The sequence below is a fragment of the Clostridium sp. AM25-23AC genome (genome assembly GCF_003435125.1).
GTDB classification, from domain to species: Bacteria; Bacillota; Clostridia; order Lachnospirales; family Lachnospiraceae; genus Pilosibacter; species Pilosibacter fragilis.
This window is the reverse complement of sequence record NZ_QWGI01000008.1, coordinates 78,380-100,841: the sequence shown is the minus strand read 5'-3', so window position 1 is coordinate 100,841 and position 22,462 is coordinate 78,380. Positions and strand designations below refer to the sequence as shown.

The following is a 22,462-nucleotide window of genomic DNA, read 5'->3' as shown; positions in this document are numbered from 1 at the left end:
TTAACCGGCAAGGCGGAAAGATCCGGCGAAAAACCCAGCAAAAATGCGGGAAAAACGGGACCAGGAACGGCAGGAGAAAATTTACGCGCCTGGAAAAACGCAGGGAGGAAAACAAAGACAATGAGAGATTTGGACTACTTGAAGCTGCTTGCAAAAGAGTATCCGACAGTGAAAGCGGCATCCAGTGAGATCATCAATCTGATGGCGATCCGCGGACTTCCGAAGGGAACCGAGTATTTCTTCAGTGACCTGCACGGCGAGTACGAAGCATTTATCCATCTGCTTCGCAGCGCATCCGGTATTATCCGTGAAAAAATATCGGAGACCTTCGGCTATGTGATCTCGGACGAGGAGGAGATCGCCTTAGCGAATCTGATCTACTATCCGGAACGGAACATCCGCCAGATCCAGAAAGAGGGAAAATTCACAGAGGACTGGCAGAGGATCACGATCTACCGCCTGGTGCGCATCTGTAAAGAAGTATCCTCGAAGTTTACACGATCGAAGGTGCGTAAAAAAATGCCACCGGCATTCGCATATATCATCGACGAACTTCTTCATGTGGACTACAACGATGACAACAAGAAAGTTTACTACGATGAGATCATTCACTCCATCATCGACATCGAGATGGGGGACCAGTTCATCAGGGCGCTCTGCAACCTGATCCAGAACCTGACTGTGGACAGTCTGCATATCATCGGCGATATCTTCGACCGTGGACCGCGCGCGGACATTATCATGGACGAGCTCATGCACTTCCACGATGTAGATATCCAGTGGGGCAACCACGATATCTCCTGGATGGGCGCAGCCACAGGCAATCTGGCCTGCATCTGTAATGTGCTCCGGATTGCGATCCGCTACAACGGATTTGACGTTCTTGAGGACGGTTACGGAATCAATCTCCGCCCGCTGTCCATGTTTGCGGCGAAGGTCTACCGGGATGACCCGTGTGAGCGGTTCCTTCCGAAGATCCTGGATGAAAATATCTATGATGCGGTAGACCCGGGACTTGCGGCGAAGATGCACAAGGCGATCACAGTGATCCAGTTCAAGGTGGAAGGTCAGATCACGAAGCGCCACCCGGATTACCAGATCAACGACCGGATCCATCTGGAACATATCAACTTTGAAAAAGGAACCGTAAATATCCACGGGAAAGACTATAAGATGCTGGATATGAACTTCCCGACGATCGATCCGCAGGACCCGTTAAAGCTCACGAAGGAAGAGCAGGAACTGATCAACAGCCTGGCACTTTCCTTCCATCACAGCGAGACGCTTCACCGCCATATCCGTTTCGTGTATTCCCACGGCGCGATGTACAAGCGGTGCAACTCGAACCTTTTATATCACGGCTGTATCCCGATGAAAGAGGATGGAACCTTCGAGGAGCTGAAGCTCAAGGGGATCATCTACTCCGGAAAACGTCTGCTTGACTATATCGAGGATGCGGTGAAGATGGCATACTTCCTGCCGGATGATGATCCGACGAAGGACTGGTACCGTGATTTTATGTGGTATTTATGGTGCGGTCCGAAGTCTCCGGTATACGGAAAAGACAATATGGCGACCTTTGAGAATTACTTTGTCGCTGACAAGGCAGCCGCGAAAGAAAACATGAACCCGTATTATAAATTGTGCGAAAAAGAGGAATTCTGTAATAAGATCCTCAAGGAATTCGGACTCCCGATCGAAGGCTCCCACATTATCAACGGCCATGTCCCGGTAAAATTAAAGGACGGCGAGAGTCCGATCAAGGGAAATGGAAAGCTCTTCGTTATTGACGGCGGACTTTCGAAGTCTTACCAGCCTAAGACGGGAATTGCGGGCTACACCCTGATCTTCAATTCCCACCACCTTGCCCTGGCGGAGCACAAGCCTTTTGACCGGAACCATGAAAACACGCCGAAAGTCATGATCGTAGAGAAGATGAAAAAGCGTGTGATGGTTGCGGACACGGATACAGGAAAAGAGCTTGCGGCGAAGATCGCGGACCTCAAGGAGCTCGTGGCAGTGTACCGCGGCGGCATCATTAAAGAAAAACTGGAGTAAAATTACATGAACAAGGACGAATTTTTAAGACGCCTGGAGGAAGCACTCTCGGGTGAGGTCCCGGCGTCGGTCATCCGCGACAACCTGAATTATTACGCGGATTATCTTTCACAGGAGTTGGGAAAAGGCCGTACCATGGATGAAATTATTGAGGAGATCGGCGAGCCGAATATCGTGGCCCGAACGATCATCGATTCCGCTGAGGCGGCGGGAGAGACCGGAGACGGTTATGGAAGTTTTGAGGACGCGTCCCCGCGGGGCGATGACAGAAGAAGCACTTACAGCCAGGAAAGTTATCAGAACGGCTCCGCGCCGAATATCCATTATTTCGATCTGAATAAGTGGTACTGGAAATTAGCCCTTGTTGTGATCCTGTTCCTTGTGATCTCTGTTGTGTTCAGCATTATGGGCGGCGTGTTCTATCTTCTGATCCGGTTCTCTGGACCGATCTTAATGTGCCTTATTATTTATTGGCTTGTTAAGAACTTCCGTGGCAGGTAATAAAACAGATATTAAGAAGAAATGAACAGGCGACCGTGAATGCGAGCTGCAGATACAGGCACAGAAAATGGCGGATCAGTTCATGGATTTAAAGACGAAAATGTCCGAAAAACCCTGATTTTACTGAAAAAATCAACAGATTACAGGATGTTACAATTGAAATAAGTTATGTAAACATGTGCGGCGCTCTCTGCGGGGGAACGCCGCATTTTTGGCGGTTTTTGCCTAAATTATTAAGAGTTTATGAATTCCTTCATATGTATTGACAAAAGTGGCTGTGAGAAATATAATTTGTTCGTAACAAGATTTAACATATTTGTAACAAACATTACAAATCATTAAAGTTTAAGATAAGAGGACATCAATGACAAAAAAACTTTTCAGAACTTTAAAAATCACCTGCTTATGTATGGCCTTAACGGCAGCCCTTCCGATCGTTTCCTTCGCGGACGAGACAACAGCAGCTGTAAAAGAGGACAAGATGGTCGTAAGAATCATCCACCTCGATGAAAACGGAAACCTGTTGGAAGAGGACAAGCAGACAGCGACAGAAGAAACAGAGAGTTCTGAAGAGACGACAGATAAAGAAGAAGCAAATGCTGATGAGGCAGACTCCGATGAGGAGGAAGCGGCTGAGGCAGAAGCCGACGAGGCAGAGGCAGAACTTGAGGCAGCTATCGAAGTTGAGAATGATCTCCGTTCCGAAATTGTTACATATGCGCTCCAGTTCGTAGGAAACCGCTACAAATACGGCGGAACAAACCCGAATACTGGTGTTGACTGTTCTGGATTTACCTCCTATGTAATGCGTCACGCAGCAGAAGTTGAACTTCCGCATTCTTCCGGCGGACAGTCTCGTATGGGCCGCCAGGTAAGCAGCTCCGAGATGCGCCCGGGCGATATTATCTGCTACGGATCCGGAAAGAGGATCAACCATGTTGCTCTCTACATCGGAAACGGACAGATCGTACATGCCTCCACAGAGAGAACCGGAATCAAGGTTTCCAGATGGAACTACCGCACACCGGTGAGAATCGTAAATGTACTTGGCGATTAACCTGAAAATTGGATAAAGGATAAAAAGGATTAAAAAAGTGCTCTTTACAGCAGATCGTTAGGATTGCTGCAGAGAGCATTTTTTTACTGCGATGCATTCGAAAGAGGTCGTCAGCAGCAGATTTATACTATCTTCTCTGACGGTTCCCAGCATGAAGAATAAGCTTAAACACTCCTGCCTGTTCCAAGGTTTTCGCCACGAGGAAGAAGATCAGGGAGTCCACCGGCCACTGGATCAGGTTCTTGATGGCGCGGGCTGGCAGAATTGCTAAAAATCCCTTTCCGTTTAAGAGCGTCAACCAGTAAGTGCCGAGGACGATGTTGCAGAGAACGATCACCACGAGCTTTGCCGTGAGGATCCGCGGCAGGGAAAGGTTCTTTTTATAGAAGAACAGGCCGTAGATAAACGCCGCAAGCATCGCGTTGAACGTAAAGCCCGGCATAAATCCGCCGTCCGGCTTCAGCATAAACTTGATCACATCCATAGCGCCGCCGAATAATCCGCCGACGACCGGGCCGAACAGATAATCCACCAGCATATTTGGGATCGAACCAAAGCCGATCTTTAAGTTTGGTGTGATCTTAAAGGAGTAGTATCCAAGTACAACGGACAGCGCGCCGAACATGGCGCAGGTAGTGATGGTGGTGACCTTCTTGAATTCACGGGATGATTCAAAAATCCTGGAAAAGAGGTCGTTCGAGCTTTTTTGCATAAAAAATACCTCCTTTGCAGATTCTCGGACCACAACAGGAGATAATAGACGGAGCTATCTTCTGATGCAGCGGGATGCGATATGTGCACCGCGGGAAATTCCCTTCGTCCTGCCAGCAACTCCCTGTCTGGCGGGCACTTGACGCGCACACGTCTACTCTGCATGTTTGTTTGATTTTCAGGGCGGTCAGCGCCCCTGATGCAATTACAGTATCATGAATGGTGCGGAATGTAAAGGGTGAAATAAGGAAAAAACGGCAGAAAGGCGAAAATCAGACGGAACATGTACCCGGAAAACGCAGGTGGGTCGAAACGATACGGCCGAAAAGCTTTTTTGACGAAAGAATGTGGAAAAAATTTACGTAATTTCGGTGTTTTGATATATATACTTTTTGAAAACACTGATTTATAATACAGCAAGTTCGTTTGAAACATGTAGACCATGGGAAACGTATGTCAGAGAGTCAGGAAGATTCAACCGGAACCATGATTTACAGAACATAAAAACTGAGTAAAATGACACAGGAGAGTTACATATGCAGAAAAGTGAGGTAAAGGATCTGACAGTCGGATCGCCAATGAAGCTGATCTTAAGCTTTGCAGTTCCGATGCTGCTGGGATTTCTTTTTCAGCAGTTTTATAACATGGTAGACACGATCATTGTCGGAAAATGTCTGGGGGTATCGTCCCTGGCGGCAGTTGGTTCGACGGGTTCTATCAACTTTATGATCATCGGTTTCTGTACCGGTGCCTGCAGCGGATTTGCGATCCCGGTGGCGCAGAAGTTCGGCGCGGGTGATTATACGGGAATGAGGAAGTTCGTGGCGAACGCCGGATGGCTCTCAGCGGTGTTTGCGGTGGTCATGACGACGATCGTCGGACTGCTCTGCATGAACATTTTACAGTGGATGAATACGCCGGAGGACATTATCCAGGGCGCCTATGATTACATTTTTGTGATCTTCCTTGGAATCCCGGTCACATACCTCTATAACATGCTGGCGGGCATCATCCGAAGTCTGGGCGACAGCAAGACACCGGTCTACTTCCTGCTCCTGTCCTCCCTCATGAACATCGGTCTCGACTTTTTTACGATCCTGGTCCTTGGCATGGGCGTTGGCGGACCGGCTCTGGCGACGGTCATCTCCCAGGGAATCTCCGCGGTACTGTGCCTGATCTACATGATCAGGCATTACCCGATCCTTCATATGAAAAACGGCGAGTGGAAGCCAGACGGAAGAATGCTCGGCACCCTCTGCAGTATGGGAATCCCTATGGGACTCCAGTATTCCATCACGGCCATCGGCAGCGTTGTGCTCCAGACGGCGGTAAACTCCTTAGGTTCCATGGCGGTTGCGGCGGTATCCACAGGAAGCAAGGTCAGCATGTTCTTCTGCTGTCCGTTTGACGCACTGGGCGGAACCATGGCGACCTACGCGGGACAGAACGTGGGAGCGAAGAAGCTGGACCGCGTGAAAGAGGGACTGAAGGCGGCGAGTCTGATCGGAATCATTTACTCCGTGATCGCATTTGTGATCCTGTTCTTCGGTGGAAAGTATATCGCGCTGCTCTTCATGGACGCGGACCAGACGGAGATCATCGGGCGCGTGGCGATGTTCCTTATCGGAAACAGCATGTTCTACATACCGCTTACCTTTGTGAATGTGGTGCGTTTTACGATCCAGGGAATGGGATTCTCCACATTCGCGATCCTCGCGGGTGTCTGCGAGATGGCGGCGCGATCTCTCGTGGGCTTCTGCCTCGTTCCGGTATTCGGCTTCCTTCCGGCATGCTTTGCAAGCCCGTTAGCGTGGATCTTCGCGGATGCTTTCCTGATCCCGGCGTTCTTCCACTGTATGAAAAAATTAAAAGTTCTTTTCGGGGAAGCTGCATAATCGTTCGGGAACGGACCATACTAGAGGATGCAGCGGCGGAAAATGTCCGCGGCTTGAAAACCACTCTAGGAGGTACGAAAAAATGGCAAGAAACAGCTATGATATGGACGACAACATGAAGAGCAGCGAGTCTGAGACCTACGATAAGACAAAGAATCAGAGCAGAAACAGCCAGAACCGTTCTGAAAACAGCAGCCAGAATCGCACAAGAAACAGTTCCAGGGACTCTATGGATAATGGCAGAAACTGCAAGAGATAAAAAGATGTGGATGTGAAGACAGCACACATTCGCAGAATATGATGAAAGCGGCGGCAGGAGCAGAACCTGCCGCTGTTTTTATGTAACAGGGAATTCCTGGGAAATCCCTGTTACATAAAAAGGCACTAACACGCCAAAGATGCGCACTCGCGCGAGGATGCAGATTGTCGCAAGCGACCGCGCGAGGTGCGAGAATGTGCCAAGGCACATTTTTTGTGTGTAATAGTGTACATAGAACCTGTCCGGACCGCCCGGCATACCTTACATTAAGGATATGTTTCAGGAGAAGGTATATGTTTCGGACGATTTCGGTGCAGCAGTTGGAGTATCTTCTGGACGGGGAGCGGACATTCACCTTGTTGGATGTGCGGGAGCAGAGGGAATATGAGGCAGGACATCTCCTGGGGGCTGTGAACCTGCCTTATGAGCGGCTGGATGAAGTGGAGGCGGAGATTCCGAAAGACCGCCCTGTGGTCATCTACTGCGCCTACGGGGGCCAGAGCCTGCTTGCGGCGAGGAAGCTTGCAGGGTGCGGGTATGACGCGGTGAATGCACTTGGGGGACTTCATTATTATAGAGGGAAGTATTATGTGAGATGTAAAGAGTAGCACATTCTTGCACCGAACGCGGTTATCAGTGATAAGCTGCATCCGGGAGCCAGGCTTATTGTATAAGCAGTTCGGAAAAAATGCGGAATGTAAGTCTGCTTTGAGGTTCGGCAGGGATTGACAGAGACGCTGCAAACCCTTAAAATTAAATGGAATATGACCATTTGGCGTAAGTCGTGGATGGCGCGAAACTATGAAAATACAGTAACTGCTAAGATACCAGGCAGTTACATGACACATCAGAACGGAGAAAATCAGATTGAATACATTTGAATTGATCGTCCCATGCCATTTCGGCCTGGAGGCAGTGATGAAAAAGGAGATCCTGGACCTTGGATATGAGGTCAGCCAGGTGGAAGACGGGCGTGTGACGTTTATCGGTGATGCGGAGGCGATCTGCCGCGCCAATATTTTCCTCAGAACAACGGAGCGCGTGCTCTTAAAGGTCGGAAGCTTCCACGCAGAGACCTTCGAGGACCTGTTCCAGGGAACCCGCGCGATCCCGTGGGAGGAATATCTCCCGAAGGATGCGAAATTCTGGGTTGCGAAAGCTTCCTCGATCAAGAGTAAGCTTTTCAGCCCGTCTGACATCCAGTCCATCATGAAAAAAGCCATGGTAGAGCGTATGAGAAAGGCGTACGGGATCGAGTGGTTCCCGGAGAACGGCGCGAGCTTCCCGCTCCGTGTCTTCCTTCACAAGGACACGGTGACAGTGGCTCTCGACACCACCGGCGAGTCCCTGCATAAGCGCGGCTACCGCACACTGACGAGTAAAGCACCGATCACGGAGACGCTGGCGGCGGCTCTCATCATGCTGACCCCGTGGAAGAGCGACCGGATCCTCGTGGACCCGTTCTGCGGAAGCGGCACCTTCCCCATCGAGGCGGCGATGATCGCGGCAAATATGGCACCGGGAATGAATCGTGAGTTCCTGTCCGAGGACTGGAAGCACCTGATCCCCAGAAAATGCTGGTATGACGCCATGGACGAGGCGAACGATCTCGTGGACCTCTCCGTCCAGACGGATATTCAAGGATATGATATCGACGGTGATATCGTCCGTGCGGCGAGAGCGAACGCGAAGGCAGCAGGAGTGGATGAGCTGATCCATTTCCAGCAGAGATCCGTCAGCGACCTGAGCCACCCGAAAAAGTACGGCTTCCTGATCACGAACCCGCCGTACGGTGAGCGAATTGAAGATAAAAAGAACCTGCCGGAGTTATATAAGACCATCGGCGAGCGCTTCGCGGCGCTGGATTCCTGGTCTGCCTATATCATTACGGCTTACGAAGACACCGAGCGGTATTTCGGTCGCAAGGCGGATAAGAATCGGAAGATCTACAATGGTATGATGAAGACCTACTTCTACCAGTTCTTAGGACCGAAACCGCCGAGAAAGCGTGAGGACAGAAGAGAAGAGAGATAACAGACCGGCAGCAGACACATAGAGATGACAAAAAAGCCGATTGCAGGCAGAAACGCAGGTAAGCGGATATGAGAAGTCGAAGAAGAAAAGGGCGCAGAAACAGAGACGGCCTGTGGATCTGTGGGATCGCGGTGCTGGCAGCCGGGGCTGTCTTTACAGCGAGGACAGAGATCCTGGATCTGGTAACCACAGAGATCGCCTTTGTGCTGGATCCGAAACAGGAAGGCGGAGAGAAAGAATCTGACCAGGATATTGCGGAGCGTGTGGAAAGCACGGACGGGGGTAAGGAAACGCTGACAGATGGCGGCGTGGATCTGGCAGAAACAGATGAAGCGGGAGCTGATCCTGACCAGAAGAATACAGATGCAGGAACGGAGGCTTCCGGCAGCGGAAATTCGGATCCGGAAGCCATAGAACTCCCCTCATCCTATGACATCCGTGAGCATCGGACCGTCTCCGTCTCCGACCAGGGAGATCTTGGCACATGCTGGGCGTTCGCGGCGTTAAAGGCGGTGGAGACCTCTATGCCGGAGTCCATGGCGGTGCCGCTCTCGGCGGACCACATGTCGATCCACAACAGTTTTGGGATCAGTCAGAATTCCGGCGGCGATTACAGTATGGCGATGGCGTATCTTTTAGCCTGGCAGGGACCTGTCTCCGAGGAGGATGATCCCTATGGGGACAGCACTTCGCCGGACGGCCTTGCACCTGTCTGCCACGTCCAGGAGATCCGGATCCTGCCGGAACGGAATTACGACGCGGTAAAACGGGCGGTGTATTTATATGGCGGTGTCCAGACGTCCCTCTACCTCCCGTCAGAAAACCGGGTGAGTGATGAGGATGTCTGCTACAAAGGCAGCGAAGAACCGAACCATGACGCGGTGATCATCGGATGGGATGACAACTATCCGAAAGAAAAATTTGCATCGAACCCGGAATCGGACGGAGCGTTCCTCTGCGTGAACAGCTGGGGAGAGAACTTCGGAGACGGCGGCTTTTTCCATGTGTCCTACGAGGACAGCTGGATCGCGGAGAGCGGAATCTCCTACTGCGGCATCGGACCGGCGGACAATTTCGACAGGAATTACCAGAGCGACCTCTGCGGCTGGACCGGGCAGATGGGATTCGGCGAGCCGGAGGCCTGGATGGCGAACGCGTATACAGCGGAGTCAGACGAGATGCTGGAGGCGGTGGGCTTCTACGCTACGGCACCGGACACGGAGTATGAAGTGTATGTGTTTGACGGGGACAGCTTCCGTGAACATGTGGAAAATAATGTGAAATTCCAGACGGACAGTGGAAAAGTCCTGGCATCCGGGACACTGCCGGATACGGGATTTTATACGGTGAATCTGGCAAAGTCCCAGGAACTGGATGCAGGCGAAATGTTCGTTGTGGCGGTAAGGATCCGCACGCCTGGGACGACGCAGCCGGTGGCGGTGGAGTATGCTGGGGGCGGACGGACCGGAAATATTGACATAGGCGACGGCGAGGGGTATATTAGTTTCGACGGCTCTTTGTGGGAACGGACGGAGACATCCAAGAGATGCAACGTGTGCCTGAAGGCCTACAGCCGGAAAATTGGAAAGTGAGAGATACATGGAACATAAAATTGTTTTTGCAACATCAAATGCCGGAAAAATGCGGGAGATCCGCGAGATTTTAAAAGACCTCGGGGCGGAGATCCTGTCCATGAAGGAAGCCGGTGTGGATATTGATATTGTTGAGGATGGAGATACATTCGCGGCAAATGCGTTAATTAAGGCAAAAGCCGTGTGGGAGAAGACAGGCGGGATCGTTCTGGCAGATGACTCCGGTCTTGTGATCGATGCGTTGAACGGGGAGCCGGGCGTTTACTCCGCGCGCTACATGGGAGAGAAGACTTCCTATGAAATTAAAAACTGGAACCTGATCCACCGCCTTGATGGTGTTCCGGAGAAAAAGCGCACGGCGCGTTTCGTCTGCGTGATCGCGGCAGTTCTCCCGGATGGAAGAACCCTGACAGCGGAGGGAACCATGGAGGGTGTGATCGCCCATGAACCGGCTGGCGCAGGCGGATTCGGCTATGACCCGATCCTGATGCTGCCGGAGTACGGAAAGACATCGGCGGAGATCACCATGGATGAGAAGAATGCCATCAGTCACCGCGGAAAAGCGCTTCGGGCGATGAAGAAACGTCTTGCAGAAGAGATCGGAGAATAAAGTATGAAAATTCTGATCGTGAGCGATACCCACAGAAGAGATGGAAATCTCAGGGAAATTATTGAGAAACAGTCCCCGTTCGATATGCTGATCCACCTGGGCGATACCGAGGGCAGCGAGGCATATTTTAAGGAATGGGTAAATAATGATAACTGCGTGATCCGCGTGGTGCGCGGAAATAATGACTTCTTCTCCCAGACAGACAGGGAGAAGGAGATCTCGATCGGAAAATACCGGGCATTTCTGACCCATGGCCATATGTACGGCGTATCTTTCGAGCTGGAGACGATCAAGGAAGAGGCGAGAGCCAGAAAAGCCGATATCGTCATGTTCGGACATACCCACAAGCCGCATCTGGAGTACTGTCAGGACGGGCTTGTTGTATTGAACCCGGGAAGTCTCTCCTATCCGAGACAGGACGGAAGAAAGCCGTCCTACATGCTGATGGAGCTTGATCGGAACGGTGAGGCACATTATACGGTCTGTTATGTGGATCAGGACAGGGATATTCCGTCGGGACTTTACTAGGCGGGACCGGAAATAATTGGCACAAAACAGATAAAATCAGAAAGCAGTTTTCGAAGAATAAGTTCGGAACTGCTTTTTGTATGAAATCAGATAGCTGCCTGCGCAGAAAGTGCGTATGCAGCCAATTGTAGAAGAAATGCCGCCGGAACAGAGATAGTGGAGGATTCAGCCTCGAATAAAGCCTCGAATAAATAAAAAAAGTGGTTGACAATCCAACCTATCTACGGTATAATTTTAAACGCATTTAGTGAACTTTTGTTTTTAAATGCTTTACGAAATCCCCGGGGTGTGGCTCAGCTTGGCTAGAGCGCCTGGTTTGGGACCAGGAAGTCGCAGGTTCGAATCCTGTCACCCCGATTTTTATCGAAAAAAGATAAAAAACTTGTTGACAAATGAGTGGATATGAGATATAATCTACTGGTCAGCGAAAAAAGAAAAATTTTCCTGCGGGTGTAGTTCAATGGTAGAACACCAGCCTTCCAAGCTGGATACGTGGGTTCGATTCCCATCACCCGCTTTGCTTTTGCGAAAAAGCATAATGAGTCTGTAGCTCAGTTGGATAGAGCAACGGCCTTCTAAGCCGTGGGTCGGGGGTTCGAATCCCTTCAGGCTCATTTGAAATCAAGTGTGATTTCGAATTTTATATTATGGTGGGTATAGCGCAGCTGGTTAGCGCGCCAGATTGTGGCTCTGGAGGCCCAGGGTTCGAATCCCTGTATCCACCCGTATTTCCCTGGGAAGCAGTTCCCGGGGCTTTTTTGTATTTTATGAAAGGTTAGATTTGAAGGAAGATCTGGACGTATGTGCGGATGCAGTGGAACATTGTCGGGAAAGCATTCTGAAGATGATTCAGGAAATAGAAAATGAACTCAATGAAAATGAAAAAAGCTGAATTTCCATAATAGAAATTCAGCCTTTTCCGCTGGGCCAGCGGGATTCGAACCCTCGAGTGCAGGAGTCAAAGTCCTGTGCCTTACCGCTTGGCGATGGCCCATTGCCATAACATTAGTATTCTATCATAAGACTGAAAAAAAAACAAGCAGAGGATTGGCAACTTGCCATCTGGTTTGCCATATGCTGATCTGGATGAGAAAGCGCATGGCAGAACTGTAACTATGGTTTGACAGGAAAGGAATATAGCAATGACAGAGGAAAAAACAGCAAAGGTTGTGGAAAACACAGAAAAAAACGGATCAGTCTGTTTAAAATCGAGAGGTGAGCTGGCGAGAGAATTGTTCCGGGAAGGTTACAACTGCTCTCAGGCGGTGACACTGGCGTTTGCGGATGAACTGGAGACGCGCGGAATCAGCAGAGAGATGGCGGCAGGCCTGGCGTCCTCGTTTGGCGGCGGCCTCGGAAGACTTCGGGAGGTATGTGGCTGTGTCAGCGGAATGGCACTGGTCTGTGGGGCTCTGGAAGGCTATACAGACCCGAAAGCGGCGGCGGAGAAGCAGGATCACTATAAAAGGATTCAGAAGCTTGTAACGACGTTTAAGGACGAGAACGGCAGCTATATCTGCAGGGAACTTTTATCGGGGATCAATTCGGATACAACTCCGGTTCCGGAGGCGAGAACGGAGAGCTACTATAAAAAGCGCCCATGTGCAGAGCTTGCAGCCTGTGCAGCGGATATTCTGGAGAGACACTTGGAAGAACTACAGAAATAGAATTGAATTTCCGATCTTGAGAAGAAAAGAACTCATCTCTGAGGTATCATTATGGCAACAAAAAATGACCCGCCGCAAAAGCGACGGGTCATTCTGCCGTTATATTTTACACAATAAGCTTTGTAAGCTGCTATACTCTGAATTAGAGGATTCCAGCCGGAAGAGCAACGCCTACGCCCGGTCCGAACGGAAGTCCGATCATCATCCAGATAACAACTACGATGATCCATGCGATCTGAAGAACGATGGACATCGGGATCATATTGGAGATCAGAGTACCGATCTTGAGATCCGGAACGTACTTTGTCTGAGCAACACTTAAGATCATCCAGATATATGCGGACATCGGTGTCCAGCAGTTGAACGGGGAGTCACCAATTCTGTAAAGTAACTGTGTGAAGCCCGGATGATAACCGAGGAGCATGAACATCGGAACGAAGATCGGAGCGAAAATAGCCCACTTCGCGGAACCGGAGGATACGAAGATGTTGACGAAGGAGCAGAGAAGGATGAAAGCTACACAGAGCGGAATGCCTGTGAAGCCAGCAGCCTCGAGTCCGTCAGCACCTGCGATCGCAAGGAGTGTACCAAGCTTTGTCCAGTTGAATAAGCCCTGGAACTGTCCACAGAAGAAGCAGAACAGAACGTAGGAACCCATACCGGCCATCTGCTTTGACATTGCCTTGTTGACATCAACAGCGTTCTTGAATGTGCCTGCAGTGAAGCCGTATGCAAGACCGCAGAGGCAGAACAGAACGAACAGGATCGGGATCAGGCCCTTTAAGAGCGGGGATCCGATAAACGCACCGTTCTCGCCGGAAAGAAGACCGGTGAAGAATCCGATTGCAATGATGATGATGTAGATAATCGCGGTAAGAGCTGCAGCATTAAGACCTTTCTTCTGCTGCGGAGTAACTTCTTCAAGTTTTGCTTCTCCGGCACCCTCGTATTTTCCGAAACGCGGCTCGATCATATGTACGGAACAGAATCCGATAACTGCTGCACAGAGGAAGGTGGAGAAGATCATGAAGAACCAGTTACAGGTCGGGTCAACCTGGAATGTTGTATCCGGGATGAATGCCTTGATCGCATCGTTTGTAAGACCCTGTAACAGAGTATCAGTACCGGCAACCATCAGGTTTGCTGTGAAACCGGCCTGAGCACCTGCGTAACCAACCATCATACCAACTACCGGGTGCTTGCCTACGCCCATGTAAACGATGGCAGCCATCGGCGGGATAACGACCATAGCGGTATCGGAAGCGATGTTACCAACGGTACCAACGAATGCGATTACGTACGGGATCATAGCTGCAGGAACGTTCTTTAAGGAACTGTTCAGCATGGAGATCAGCATTCCGGACTCCTCACAGAGACCAATACCGAGTGTCATGGTGATAACCAGACCTAACGGAGCGAAGCCTGTAAAGTTCTTTACCATGTTGCCTAAGATCCAGTCAACGCCGTCTTTGGAGAACAGGTTCGCAGATGTTACGACCTCTCCGGAAGCCGGGTTTGTAAGGGCAACGCCCATTACACTGAAGATGCAGCCGATGATGGCTGTGATAAGGAAAAGCCAGCAGAACAGAATCGCTGGCGGCGGCAATTTGTTACAAACTTTTTCGATACCATCAATCAGTTTGTCCACGCCGGTTTTCTTAGCGGTAGTGTTTTCACTCATTTGAAAAACCTCCTGTAAACTTAATTTACGGGATCTAAACCCCCGAGATCCCGCTTGCATGGATATTATACTATAAATGGTTCGAAAAAGCTATATGTTTTTTATAAAGTGTTTATAATTTTTATTTTTAGATTAGAAAACTGAAAAAAAAGCCGGAGATTTCGCCAAATGGAATGATAAATATTTGGTAAAAATGCACAAATCAGGAAATGGCGATTATGAGAAGATTATTGCGTTTATAGTGGTTTCATGTTAAGATAAAGTATCGTGCATGAAACGTGATGACAGATAATAAAGGAATCCTGCCTGACGGATTCAAAAAAGACTGTCAGTGGCAGCAAGTGCCAATGTGCGGTTAATTGAATACCTGGGAGGATATAATATGTTTGGTGGAAACTTTCAGACATGGAAACTTCATTCGGCGCAGGACTATTTTATGTTCTTTGCCTACATTTTGGCCGGTGTGATGGTGTTTTGGCTGATCGCGAAACACATGAACAAACAGCGGAATCACGAAAAGGCTGTAGAAAAGGTCTCCGCGCGGCTGAAAAAGATCTGCGGAAAGCCCGGTGAGGTTTTAAAGAACGCGACTTTAAATCTGCCGGAAGGAAAAATGACGTTTGACGCGGTCCTTATGGATAAGAGAGGCGTTTACCTTGTAAGAACTTACGGCTGGGGAATTAAGATATACGGAACTCCGGACGGAGCAATGTGGCGGCGAGAAGACGCAAAGAGAAAAGAGGAGTTTGAAAATCCGCTTCTGGAGCTGAAAAAAGGCGCGGCGGAGATCACAAAGGTGATGGAAGAAAACGGAGTTCAGAACCTGAAGGTGATGCCGATGGTCGTATTTGCGGACAACTTCCAGACTCCGGAGCTGTATCTCGGATATGGTTCTTTCTCCACAACGTATCAGGAATTAAAGAACTGGTATAAAAAACAGTCGGGCGTAAAAGAAGTCCAGTACGATTACGATAAGGTTTCTTCTATTATAAAAGAACTTGCAAAATAAGAAAACGGAAGATGAAGAAAACGGGCAGTTCCGGAATGGAGCTGCCCGTTTTTTGATAAATCTGTTATGTACTGCCGAAAGTTTTAAATGATACCAACCGGAAGAGCAGAACCAACACCCGGTCCGATCGGAAGACCGATAAGATACCAGATGATGAAGAAGATCACCCAGATCACTTCAAGGATAACAGCGATCGGAAGAAGGTTGGAAATAAGAGTACCGATCTTTATATCCTTCATGTACTTTGTCTGTGCGGTTGCAAGAATCATCCAGATATACGCAGACATCGGAGTAACTGCGTTTGTCGGGGAATCGCCAAGTCTGTAAAGTAACTGTGTAAAGCCCGGATGGTAGCCAAGGAGCATGAACATCGGAACGAAGATCGGTGCGAAGATCGCCCATTTTGCGGAACCGGAGGACATGAAAATGTTTACACAGGTTACAACAAGGATAAAACAGATAAATAATGGGATTCCAGTAAAGCCTGCGGACTGAATAAGATCAGCACCGCCGATCGCAAGGAGTGTACCAAGCTTTGTCCAGTTGAATAAGCCCTGGAACTGTCCGCAGAAGAAACAGAAGGAAACGTAGGAGCCCATTGCTGCCATCTGCTTGTTCATTGCTTTACTGATGTCGCCGGATTTTTTGAATTTACCGGAAGCGAAGCCATATGCGATCGCACAAACGGAGAAGAATACAAACAGGATCGGGATCAGACCCTTTAAGAGCGGAGATCCAACGAAGGCACCGTTCTCAGCGGCTAACGGACCGGTAAAGAAGCCGATTACGAGGAGAATGATATACACGATGGCTGTGATTGCAGCGGCACGGAGTCCTTTGCTTTCTTCGCTTGTCAGCTTTTCAATCTTTTCATCAGTATTGCCTTCGTATTTTCCGAAACGCGGCTCTACAACCTTTGTACAAACAAAACCGATCACGATTGAGCAGAGGAATGTAGAAGCAATCATGAAGAACCAGTTACAGGTAACATCTACCTGGAAAGTTGTATCCGGTAAAAAGCCCTTGATTGCATCGTTTGTAAGCCCCTGAAGCAGGGAGTCGGTACCGGCAACCATCAAGTTTGCGGTAAAGCCGGCGTTCGCGCCTGCGTATCCACAGATCATACCAACGACCGGATGTTTTCCTGCACCGATATAGAGGAGTGCAGCAAGCGGAGGAACGATGATGTTTGCGGTATCGGAAGCAATATTTCCAATCGTACCGACGAATGCGATGAGGTACGGAATAAGAGCCGGAGGAACATCGCTCAGACATCCCTTTAAGAGGGACATTATCAGTCCGGACTCCTCACAGAGACCGATACCGAGTGTCATGGTGATTACCAGACCAAGCGGTGCGAAACCAGTAAAGTTCTTTACCATATTATTAAGGAACCAGTCAAGTCCGTCTGCCGAGAAGAAGTTCTGGGAAACAACGGCCTCTCCGGATGCCGGGTTGATCAGGCTTACACCGGCTACGGTTGCGATCGTACCGATGATCGCTGTGAAAAGGAAGAGCCAGCAGAACAGGATTACCGGATCGGGAAGTTTGTTACATACGTTTTCGACTACGGTCAATGCCTTGTCGAGCCAGGTCTGCTTTGTTGCAGTATTGGTGTTTTCGCTCATACAGAAACCTCCTGTGATAGTAAAAGTACGAAATAACTGAAAAAACAGGAAGATTTCCAGCAATTTCGCCGATGAAGTAAAAAGTTAATTCTTTGCTAAGAATGAAAAATATTAACTTTTTATAAAACGATTATATATCTTTTGTAAATAACTGTCCATACCTTTTTTTGTTTAGTCAAATGTTTTTACAGCTCATATTATTAATACAATTCAAATAAATTAGAAAATTCAGACAAAAACAAAATGGATCCAGAGAGATCCGGTCAGGAAACCGGATAAAGCTGAGGTATTTTCTTGCGGAGATGGCAGATCCATGTTAAGATGATTGAGTAAGATTTGCGATGCAGGGCCCGGAAAAGAGGTCTTTGCAGCAGGAAAAACAGGAGGGGTTAGCAGATGATTAACGAAAAGAGACTGCTCGACACATTCATTGGCTACGCGATGATCGACAGCGAGACAAAGAATGAGAAAGCGATGGGGGAAAAGTTAGTTGAGGATCTGAAGACACTCGGTCTGGAAGTAAAGACCGATAAGGCCGGAGAGGGGTTCGGATCCAACGGATTTAACGTATGCGCATATCTTCCGGGAACGATTCCGGGTGAGCCGACGATTATGTGTGCGCACATGGATACCGTGACTCCGGGTAACGGGATCAAACCGTTGATCGATGACGGAATTATCCATACAGACGGATCTACGATCCTTTCCGGTGATGACAAGTCCGGAATCGCGGCGATCATGGAGGCTGTCAAGGTGATCAAAGAGCAGAATCTTCCGTGCCGCAACACAGAGATCTTATTCACCATCGGTGAAGAGGGCGGAATGAACGGCGTTAAAAATATGGATCTGTCCATGATCAAAGGCAAAGAGGCAATGGTATTCGATGCCAGCGGTGATGTTGGAAAGATCTTAACCTGCGGACCTGGCCAGATCAAGATCTTCGCGACGATCATCGGACGTTCCTCCCATGCAGGACTTGCTCCGGAAGAGGGAATCAGTGCGATTCAGGTAGCGGCAAAGGGAATCGCAAAGATGAACCTGCTCCGCATTGATGAGGAGACGACCTGCAATATCGGTACCTTAAAGGCTGAGTACGCAACCAATATCGTTCCGGAAAAGGCTGAGTTCGTGGCAGAGGTGAGAAGCCGCAACCTCGATAAATTAAACGCGCAGGCTGCCCATATGCAGAAATGTTTACAGGATGCCTGTGACGAGATGGGCGCAAAGCTTGAGATCGAGTTAAAGACAAACTATGTAAGCTTCAATGTTGCGAACGACGATCCGATGGTACAGAGAGTGTTCGAGTCCTGCAAGCGCATCGGCTGCGAACCGATGACTGCAAAGGGCGGCGGCGGAAGCGACGCGAACGTAATGGCCCTTCACGGAATCAAGCCGATCGTTCTCTCTACCGGTATGACGAAGGTACATACTACGGGCGAGACGCTGAAGATCGAGAACCTCAATAGGTGCGCGGAGCTTGTTCTGGATCTGATGACACACTAATGAATAATAGAATAAGATTTGCGGAATATATAAAAAGAAGGCAAATAGATTACAGGGCAGCCGATAAAAGGGCTGCTCTGTTTTTAGGTTTAACAGGAGATTACGATGGAACGACCAGATAAAAAAGGCACTAACGTGCCCTAAGATGCGCATTCGCGTGAAGATGCAGATTGTAGCAAATACCTGTGCTGGGTGAGAGGACACGTCGATTGATTTTCAGACATGAAAAAACTCCGGTTCTGGCATACCGGAGTTTTTTCACACAAATACTAAAAAAGGGGGATGTATGAGTATCGAATATATGTCAATTCCGGATCCTTGTGGATCCGAGAATTATGTTTAGTCGAGTCCGGCATAAATGTGCGCGCATTTCATTTACCTGCCGGCCCCATTTTTATATATACCTGATCAGGCGCTACACGCCTCGTCTTTCGTTTTTATAAAACGCTTCGTGATGTTTTTGCTGATTGGTATCTTTTATGATACAAAGTATACAGGAAGAATGTGACGGAAGTATGGAGAAACTCTAAAAGGAAAATAAAATAAGTGGAGATTTTCTAACGAAAAAATAACCATTTCTTTAGAATTTGTTTATTGTCATGAAAAAGGAGCCGTGGTATAGTTCTGATGCAGTATAACAGGTGGCTGTATGCCGGAAAATCCCCTGAGTACCCGGGGAGATGTCTGCGGGGCAGATACCGGAAAAGCAGATGATTCCTGGAGCACATATAAAAGAAGAATCCGGGAGCACATATAAGATCAGAGGAGGAACTTTTAATCATGAAGAAACACGTTTTACTGTCGGCGGCGCTCTGCATGACAGCGGTGATGGCGACCGCATGCGGATCAAAACATACACAGACACAGGAAAACGCAGCAAAGACAACGACAGAAGCTGCCGATGCGGAAACGAAAGCGGCGGACACGACAAAACCGGATCTTTCCAATGTGGATCCGAAGATGGCGGAAGGTCCGGGAGCGTTCGAGACAGATGAGAGCTCTGAAGGTGTACAGGTGGAGGAGATCTCCGGTGAGGAGCTGGCGAAGCTCCAGAGTGAGGTGGCTGCAAAGCTTGAAAAAACGGATTACAAGTCTTACGCAAAGGAGCTTGTCGAGATCGTGAAGAATAAGGATATGGAAGGCCTTGCGGACCATATTGATTTTCCGGCGTTTATCTCCTGTGTGAAGACAAACGGCGGAATGGTGGATACAAAGGAAGATTTCATGAAACTGGACCCGGCGGAGATCTTTTCCGATGAGATGGAGGCAGCGATCGGAAAGGTGGATGTTGATACCCTTGAACCGGTTATGGCAGGAATCGTTCTGGGCGACGGTGTTCCGAATATCATCCTCGGCATTACCGTGGACGGAGAACTTGCGATCACAGGAATGAATTACTGAAAATCATGGGCGGACCGATGGATCCTCTACATAAGAAAATAAAGTCTGAAGAAAAAATGAAGGGACATGGAAGTAACTGTGTCTCTTTTTTCTATATATAAATATAGAAGAAATATGAATCAGATCTGGATTTACCCGGAAAATCATTCGGCGATTTTTGGACAATCATCCAACTGTGTCCAAATATAGCAAATTATTGACAAAAGAATTCATGAAATATCTGTAAAGTCGATGCGTAGAAATGGACAAATCCGCAAATATTTAGTATAATGGCGGTATGCGTTACGCGGTAAGTGAGGTGGGAGAAAATGCGTCAGAAAAAAAACGGACTTGAAAACCTGGTGCTGATCACCCAGCTCGGACTCAATGTTGTGACACCGGTCCTTATCTGTGTGCTTCTCGGAAGCTGGATCGATAAAAAGACCGGACTTCATACCGTTCTGATCTTCCTGATCCTGGGTGTTCTCTCGGGTGGCCTGAGTGCATATAAGATGGCGAAGCATATCATAGACAGAGAGAAAGAAGACGAAGACAGGGAAAAGAAAGGGCAGGTAAAGCAGTGGGAGAGCCGTTTCGGAACCGGAGACGGGACCGATAAGCCGAGAAGATGGCGGTGAACGCCCGGATCGATCAAAGACCCGGCGGCGATGAAGGGCTGGACGGACCGAAAGCCGGGATTCCCTGAACGAAAGCGAAGCATGAGACAGCAGGTGGCTGTCTCTCGAAGCGGACAGCTATGACAGCAGAAAGGGTGAAGCAGCAGTGAGTGATAAGACAAAGAGACAGGTAGTGGGAATGAGCATCGGGATTCTGATCCATAATATGATCTTGCTTCTCATCTGCCTTATTTTTTTCCGAACCGTTCCGGTGATCGCCGGAGTGCTGATCGGAGCCGCGGCGGCGGAGGTACTGCTCATCAGTATCGCGAGATCCACGGAACTCTGTGTGGAATCGGCTGATGGGGCGTACAGCAGCAAAAAGATGGTGATCCATTCGCTGATCCGCAGCCTGTGCGCGGTAATACTGGTGTGCCTTTTATGGAAATTTACGACGATCAACCTTTTAGCAGTCGTTCTCGGCGCACTGGGCTTGAAGACCGGAGCTTATGTGTATCCGGTACTTCAGAAACGAACCGACCGTATGGCCTGAGCTTCAGGCCTGACGGATAGAGCCTTATACGCTGCTGTTTTGGAACAGACAGCAGTCTTTCAAGAGTCTTAAGGAAAGGAGGAAAAAGAATGAGTGGTGGCAGTGGTGCTGATTTCATGATCCACGGGATCGTGAAATACCATCTCTTCGGTCATGAACTCTGGCTGACGACAACAACGGTCGGAATGACGATCGTTACGATCGTTCTGCTGATTCTGGTGATAGCCGCGAACCGTGCATTAAAACATGCGACGGATGTACCTGGAACATTCCAGAATATCATCGAATTCGGTATGGAAATGCTGGAAAATATGACCACAGGGATTCTTGGCAGTTCAGCGAACCGGTTTGCGAACTATATCGGAACAATTTTTCTGTTTATTCTGTTCTGCAACCTGAGTGGTCTGTTCGGCCTGAGAACGGTTACTGCCGACTTTGGTGTTACGTTCCTTCTTGGTCTGGTTACGTTTGCGATCGTACAGTACCAGGGAATCAAAAATCATGGTGTCGGACACTTTACGGGACTGTTTCAACCTCTCCCGGTGCTGTTCCCGATCAATCTGATCGGTGAATTTGCGAATCCGATCTCGATCTCCCTTCGTCTGTTCGCGAACATGCTGTCCGGAGTTATTATCATGGGTCTCTGGTACGGAATGATGCCGGTCTTATTAAAAATCGGTATTCCGGCCGCACTTCATGTGTATTGCGACCTGTTTTCCGGGTGCATCCAGACATACGTATTCTGCATGCTGACTATGGTCTATGTAAATGATAAACTGTAGGAACGCAGGGCGGAACAGGGAAGGCAGGACCCCATCGACGCAGTCGATCGGAAAGGATTTTGCCTGTAGCTGCGAATGACAGCTATAAAATTTTTTTACAGGAGGTTTTATCTATGAATATTACAGGACAGGATTTGATCCATGCTTGCTCAGCAATCGGCGCCGGTATCGCGATGATCGCCGGTATCGGACCTGGTGTTGGACAGGGTATCGCCGCTGGTTTCGGCGCATCTGCAGTCGGCCGCAACCCGGGCGCGAAATCTGATATTACATCGACCATGCTTCTTGGACAGGCCGTTGCTGAGACGACCGGTCTTTATGGTCTTGTTGTTGCCATTATCCTTATGTTCGTTAAGCCGTTCGGTTGATCCGGATATGGGAACAGAAAAAAACTTCC

At 49.0% G+C, this 22,462-nt stretch carries 21 protein-coding genes, 5 tRNA genes and 1 riboswitch; of the genes, 22 read left to right on the top strand and 4 right to left on the bottom strand.

Features of this window, described 5'->3' with window-relative positions:
- Nucleotides 1-120 precede the first annotated feature (120 nt).
- From DW677_RS06855 to DW677_RS06845, 3 genes are all read left to right on the top strand, one after another.
- Nucleotides 121-2,058: a fructose-1,6-bisphosphatase gene (locus DW677_RS06855; RefSeq protein ID WP_117566729.1), complete on the top strand. Its 1,938-nt coding sequence runs from the start codon at nt 121-123 to the stop codon at nt 2,056-2,058.
- 6 nt (nt 2,059-2,064) lie between these two features.
- Complete coding sequence (locus DW677_RS06850; RefSeq protein WP_015553036.1) at nt 2,065-2,559, top strand: DUF1700 domain-containing protein; 495 nt, start codon at nt 2,065-2,067, stop codon at nt 2,557-2,559.
- 364 nt (nt 2,560-2,923) lie between these two features.
- Nucleotides 2,924-3,616, top strand: coding sequence for a C40 family peptidase (locus DW677_RS06845; RefSeq protein WP_117483502.1), 693 nt, complete (start codon nt 2,924-2,926; stop codon nt 3,614-3,616).
- A gap of 127 nt (nt 3,617-3,743) precedes the next feature.
- Here the strand turns inward: DW677_RS06845 and DW677_RS06840 are convergent, their stop codons facing one another.
- Complete coding sequence (locus tag DW677_RS06840; RefSeq protein WP_117483501.1) at nt 3,744-4,328, bottom strand: folate family ECF transporter S component; 585 nt, start codon at nt 4,326-4,328, stop codon at nt 3,744-3,746.
- Nucleotides 4,329-4,393: 65 nt separating this feature from the next.
- A riboswitch (THF riboswitch) is annotated at nt 4,394-4,491 on the bottom strand.
- 372 nt (nt 4,492-4,863) lie between these two features.
- Between DW677_RS06840 and DW677_RS06835 the strand changes: the two genes are divergently transcribed.
- The 11 genes from DW677_RS06835 (at nt 4,864) to DW677_RS06790 (ending at nt 11,969) form a co-directional block, all read left to right on the top strand.
- Nucleotides 4,864-6,222, top strand: coding sequence for an MATE family efflux transporter (locus DW677_RS06835; RefSeq protein WP_015553039.1), 1,359 nt, complete (start codon nt 4,864-4,866; stop codon nt 6,220-6,222).
- A gap of 82 nt (nt 6,223-6,304) precedes the next feature.
- Nucleotides 6,305-6,481 (top strand): hypothetical protein, encoded by a 177-nt coding sequence (locus DW677_RS18280; RefSeq protein WP_015553040.1) that lies wholly within the window; start codon nt 6,305-6,307, stop codon nt 6,479-6,481.
- Nucleotides 6,482-6,774: 293 nt separating this feature from the next.
- Nucleotides 6,775-7,089 carry a rhodanese-like domain-containing protein gene (locus DW677_RS06830; RefSeq protein WP_015553041.1) on the top strand — a complete coding sequence of 105 codons (315 nt, stop codon included), beginning with the start codon at nt 6,775-6,777 and terminating at the stop codon, nt 7,087-7,089.
- Between the two features lie 259 nt (nt 7,090-7,348).
- Nucleotides 7,349-8,515 carry a class I SAM-dependent RNA methyltransferase gene (locus DW677_RS06825; protein ID WP_117566728.1) on the top strand — a complete coding sequence of 389 codons (1,167 nt, stop codon included), beginning with the start codon at nt 7,349-7,351 and terminating at the stop codon, nt 8,513-8,515.
- Between the two features lie 68 nt (nt 8,516-8,583).
- Nucleotides 8,584-10,107 carry a lectin like domain-containing protein gene (locus DW677_RS06820; protein ID WP_117566727.1) on the top strand — a complete coding sequence of 508 codons (1,524 nt, stop codon included), beginning with the start codon at nt 8,584-8,586 and terminating at the stop codon, nt 10,105-10,107.
- Between the two features lie 7 nt (nt 10,108-10,114).
- Nucleotides 10,115-10,717, top strand: coding sequence for an XTP/dITP diphosphatase (locus DW677_RS06815; protein WP_015553043.1), 603 nt, complete (start codon nt 10,115-10,117; stop codon nt 10,715-10,717).
- Between the two features lie 3 nt (nt 10,718-10,720).
- Nucleotides 10,721-11,245 carry a metallophosphoesterase gene (locus DW677_RS06810; RefSeq protein WP_117566726.1) on the top strand — a complete coding sequence of 175 codons (525 nt, stop codon included), beginning with the start codon at nt 10,721-10,723 and terminating at the stop codon, nt 11,243-11,245.
- A gap of 282 nt (nt 11,246-11,527) precedes the next feature.
- Nucleotides 11,528-11,602 (top strand) — tRNA-Pro (locus DW677_RS06805).
- Nucleotides 11,603-11,691: 89 nt separating this feature from the next.
- Nucleotides 11,692-11,762, top strand: a tRNA-Gly gene (locus DW677_RS06800).
- Between the two features lie 23 nt (nt 11,763-11,785).
- Nucleotides 11,786-11,859: transfer RNA gene (locus DW677_RS06795), tRNA-Arg, on the top strand.
- Nucleotides 11,860-11,895: 36 nt separating this feature from the next.
- Nucleotides 11,896-11,969, top strand: a tRNA-His gene (locus DW677_RS06790).
- A gap of 198 nt (nt 11,970-12,167) precedes the next feature.
- Here DW677_RS06790 and DW677_RS06785 read toward each other — a convergent pair.
- Nucleotides 12,168-12,239 (bottom strand) — tRNA-Gln (locus DW677_RS06785).
- A gap of 148 nt (nt 12,240-12,387) precedes the next feature.
- Between DW677_RS06785 and DW677_RS06780 the strand changes: the two genes are divergently transcribed.
- A complete protein-coding gene (locus tag DW677_RS06780; RefSeq protein WP_015553045.1) occupies nt 12,388-12,912 on the top strand; it encodes a C-GCAxxG-C-C family protein in 525 nt (174 codons plus the stop codon).
- Between the two features lie 142 nt (nt 12,913-13,054).
- Here DW677_RS06780 and DW677_RS06775 read toward each other — a convergent pair whose 3' ends face one another.
- Nucleotides 13,055-14,593, bottom strand: coding sequence for an AbgT family transporter (locus DW677_RS06775; protein WP_015553046.1), 1,539 nt, complete (start codon nt 14,591-14,593; stop codon nt 13,055-13,057).
- Nucleotides 14,594-14,975: 382 nt separating this feature from the next.
- Here DW677_RS06775 and DW677_RS06770 point away from each other — a divergent pair, with 382 nt between their 5' ends.
- The gene (locus DW677_RS06770) at nt 14,976-15,602 is read left to right on the top strand and encodes a nuclease-related domain-containing protein (protein ID WP_117551829.1); all 627 of its coding nucleotides are present in this window, start codon (nt 14,976-14,978) and stop codon (nt 15,600-15,602) included.
- Between the two features lie 83 nt (nt 15,603-15,685).
- On the opposite strand, the gene DW677_RS06765 is transcribed toward DW677_RS06770, so the two are convergent.
- A complete protein-coding gene (locus DW677_RS06765; RefSeq protein WP_117483495.1) occupies nt 15,686-17,230 on the bottom strand; it encodes an AbgT family transporter in 1,545 nt (514 codons plus the stop codon).
- Between the two features lie 396 nt (nt 17,231-17,626).
- Between DW677_RS06765 and DW677_RS06760 the strand changes: the two genes are divergently transcribed.
- The 6 genes from DW677_RS06760 to atpE all read left to right on the top strand — a co-directional run bounded on the left by DW677_RS06760 (nt 17,627) and on the right by atpE (nt 22,433).
- The gene (locus tag DW677_RS06760; protein WP_117566725.1) at nt 17,627-18,733 is read left to right on the top strand and encodes a M20/M25/M40 family metallo-hydrolase; all 1,107 of its coding nucleotides are present in this window, start codon (nt 17,627-17,629) and stop codon (nt 18,731-18,733) included.
- 780 nt (nt 18,734-19,513) lie between these two features.
- Complete coding sequence (locus tag DW677_RS06755) at nt 19,514-20,134, top strand: hypothetical protein (protein ID WP_117483494.1); 621 nt, start codon at nt 19,514-19,516, stop codon at nt 20,132-20,134.
- A 308-nt stretch (nt 20,135-20,442) separates the two neighbouring features.
- Entirely contained in the window at nt 20,443-20,751 is a 309-nt protein-coding gene (locus DW677_RS06750) for an AtpZ/AtpI family protein (protein ID WP_117566724.1), read from the top strand.
- A gap of 145 nt (nt 20,752-20,896) precedes the next feature.
- Nucleotides 20,897-21,283 (top strand): hypothetical protein, encoded by a 387-nt coding sequence (locus tag DW677_RS06745; protein ID WP_021904589.1) that lies wholly within the window; start codon nt 20,897-20,899, stop codon nt 21,281-21,283.
- Nucleotides 21,284-21,372: 89 nt separating this feature from the next.
- On the top strand, nt 21,373-22,065 hold the full coding sequence (gene atpB, locus DW677_RS06740; RefSeq protein WP_015553053.1) for a F0F1 ATP synthase subunit A: 693 nt from the start codon (nt 21,373-21,375) through the stop codon (nt 22,063-22,065).
- Nucleotides 22,066-22,178: 113 nt separating this feature from the next.
- On the top strand, nt 22,179-22,433 hold the full coding sequence (gene atpE, locus DW677_RS06735) for an ATP synthase F0 subunit C (protein ID WP_015553054.1): 255 nt from the start codon (nt 22,179-22,181) through the stop codon (nt 22,431-22,433).
- The last annotated feature ends 29 nt before the right edge of the window (nt 22,434-22,462 follow it).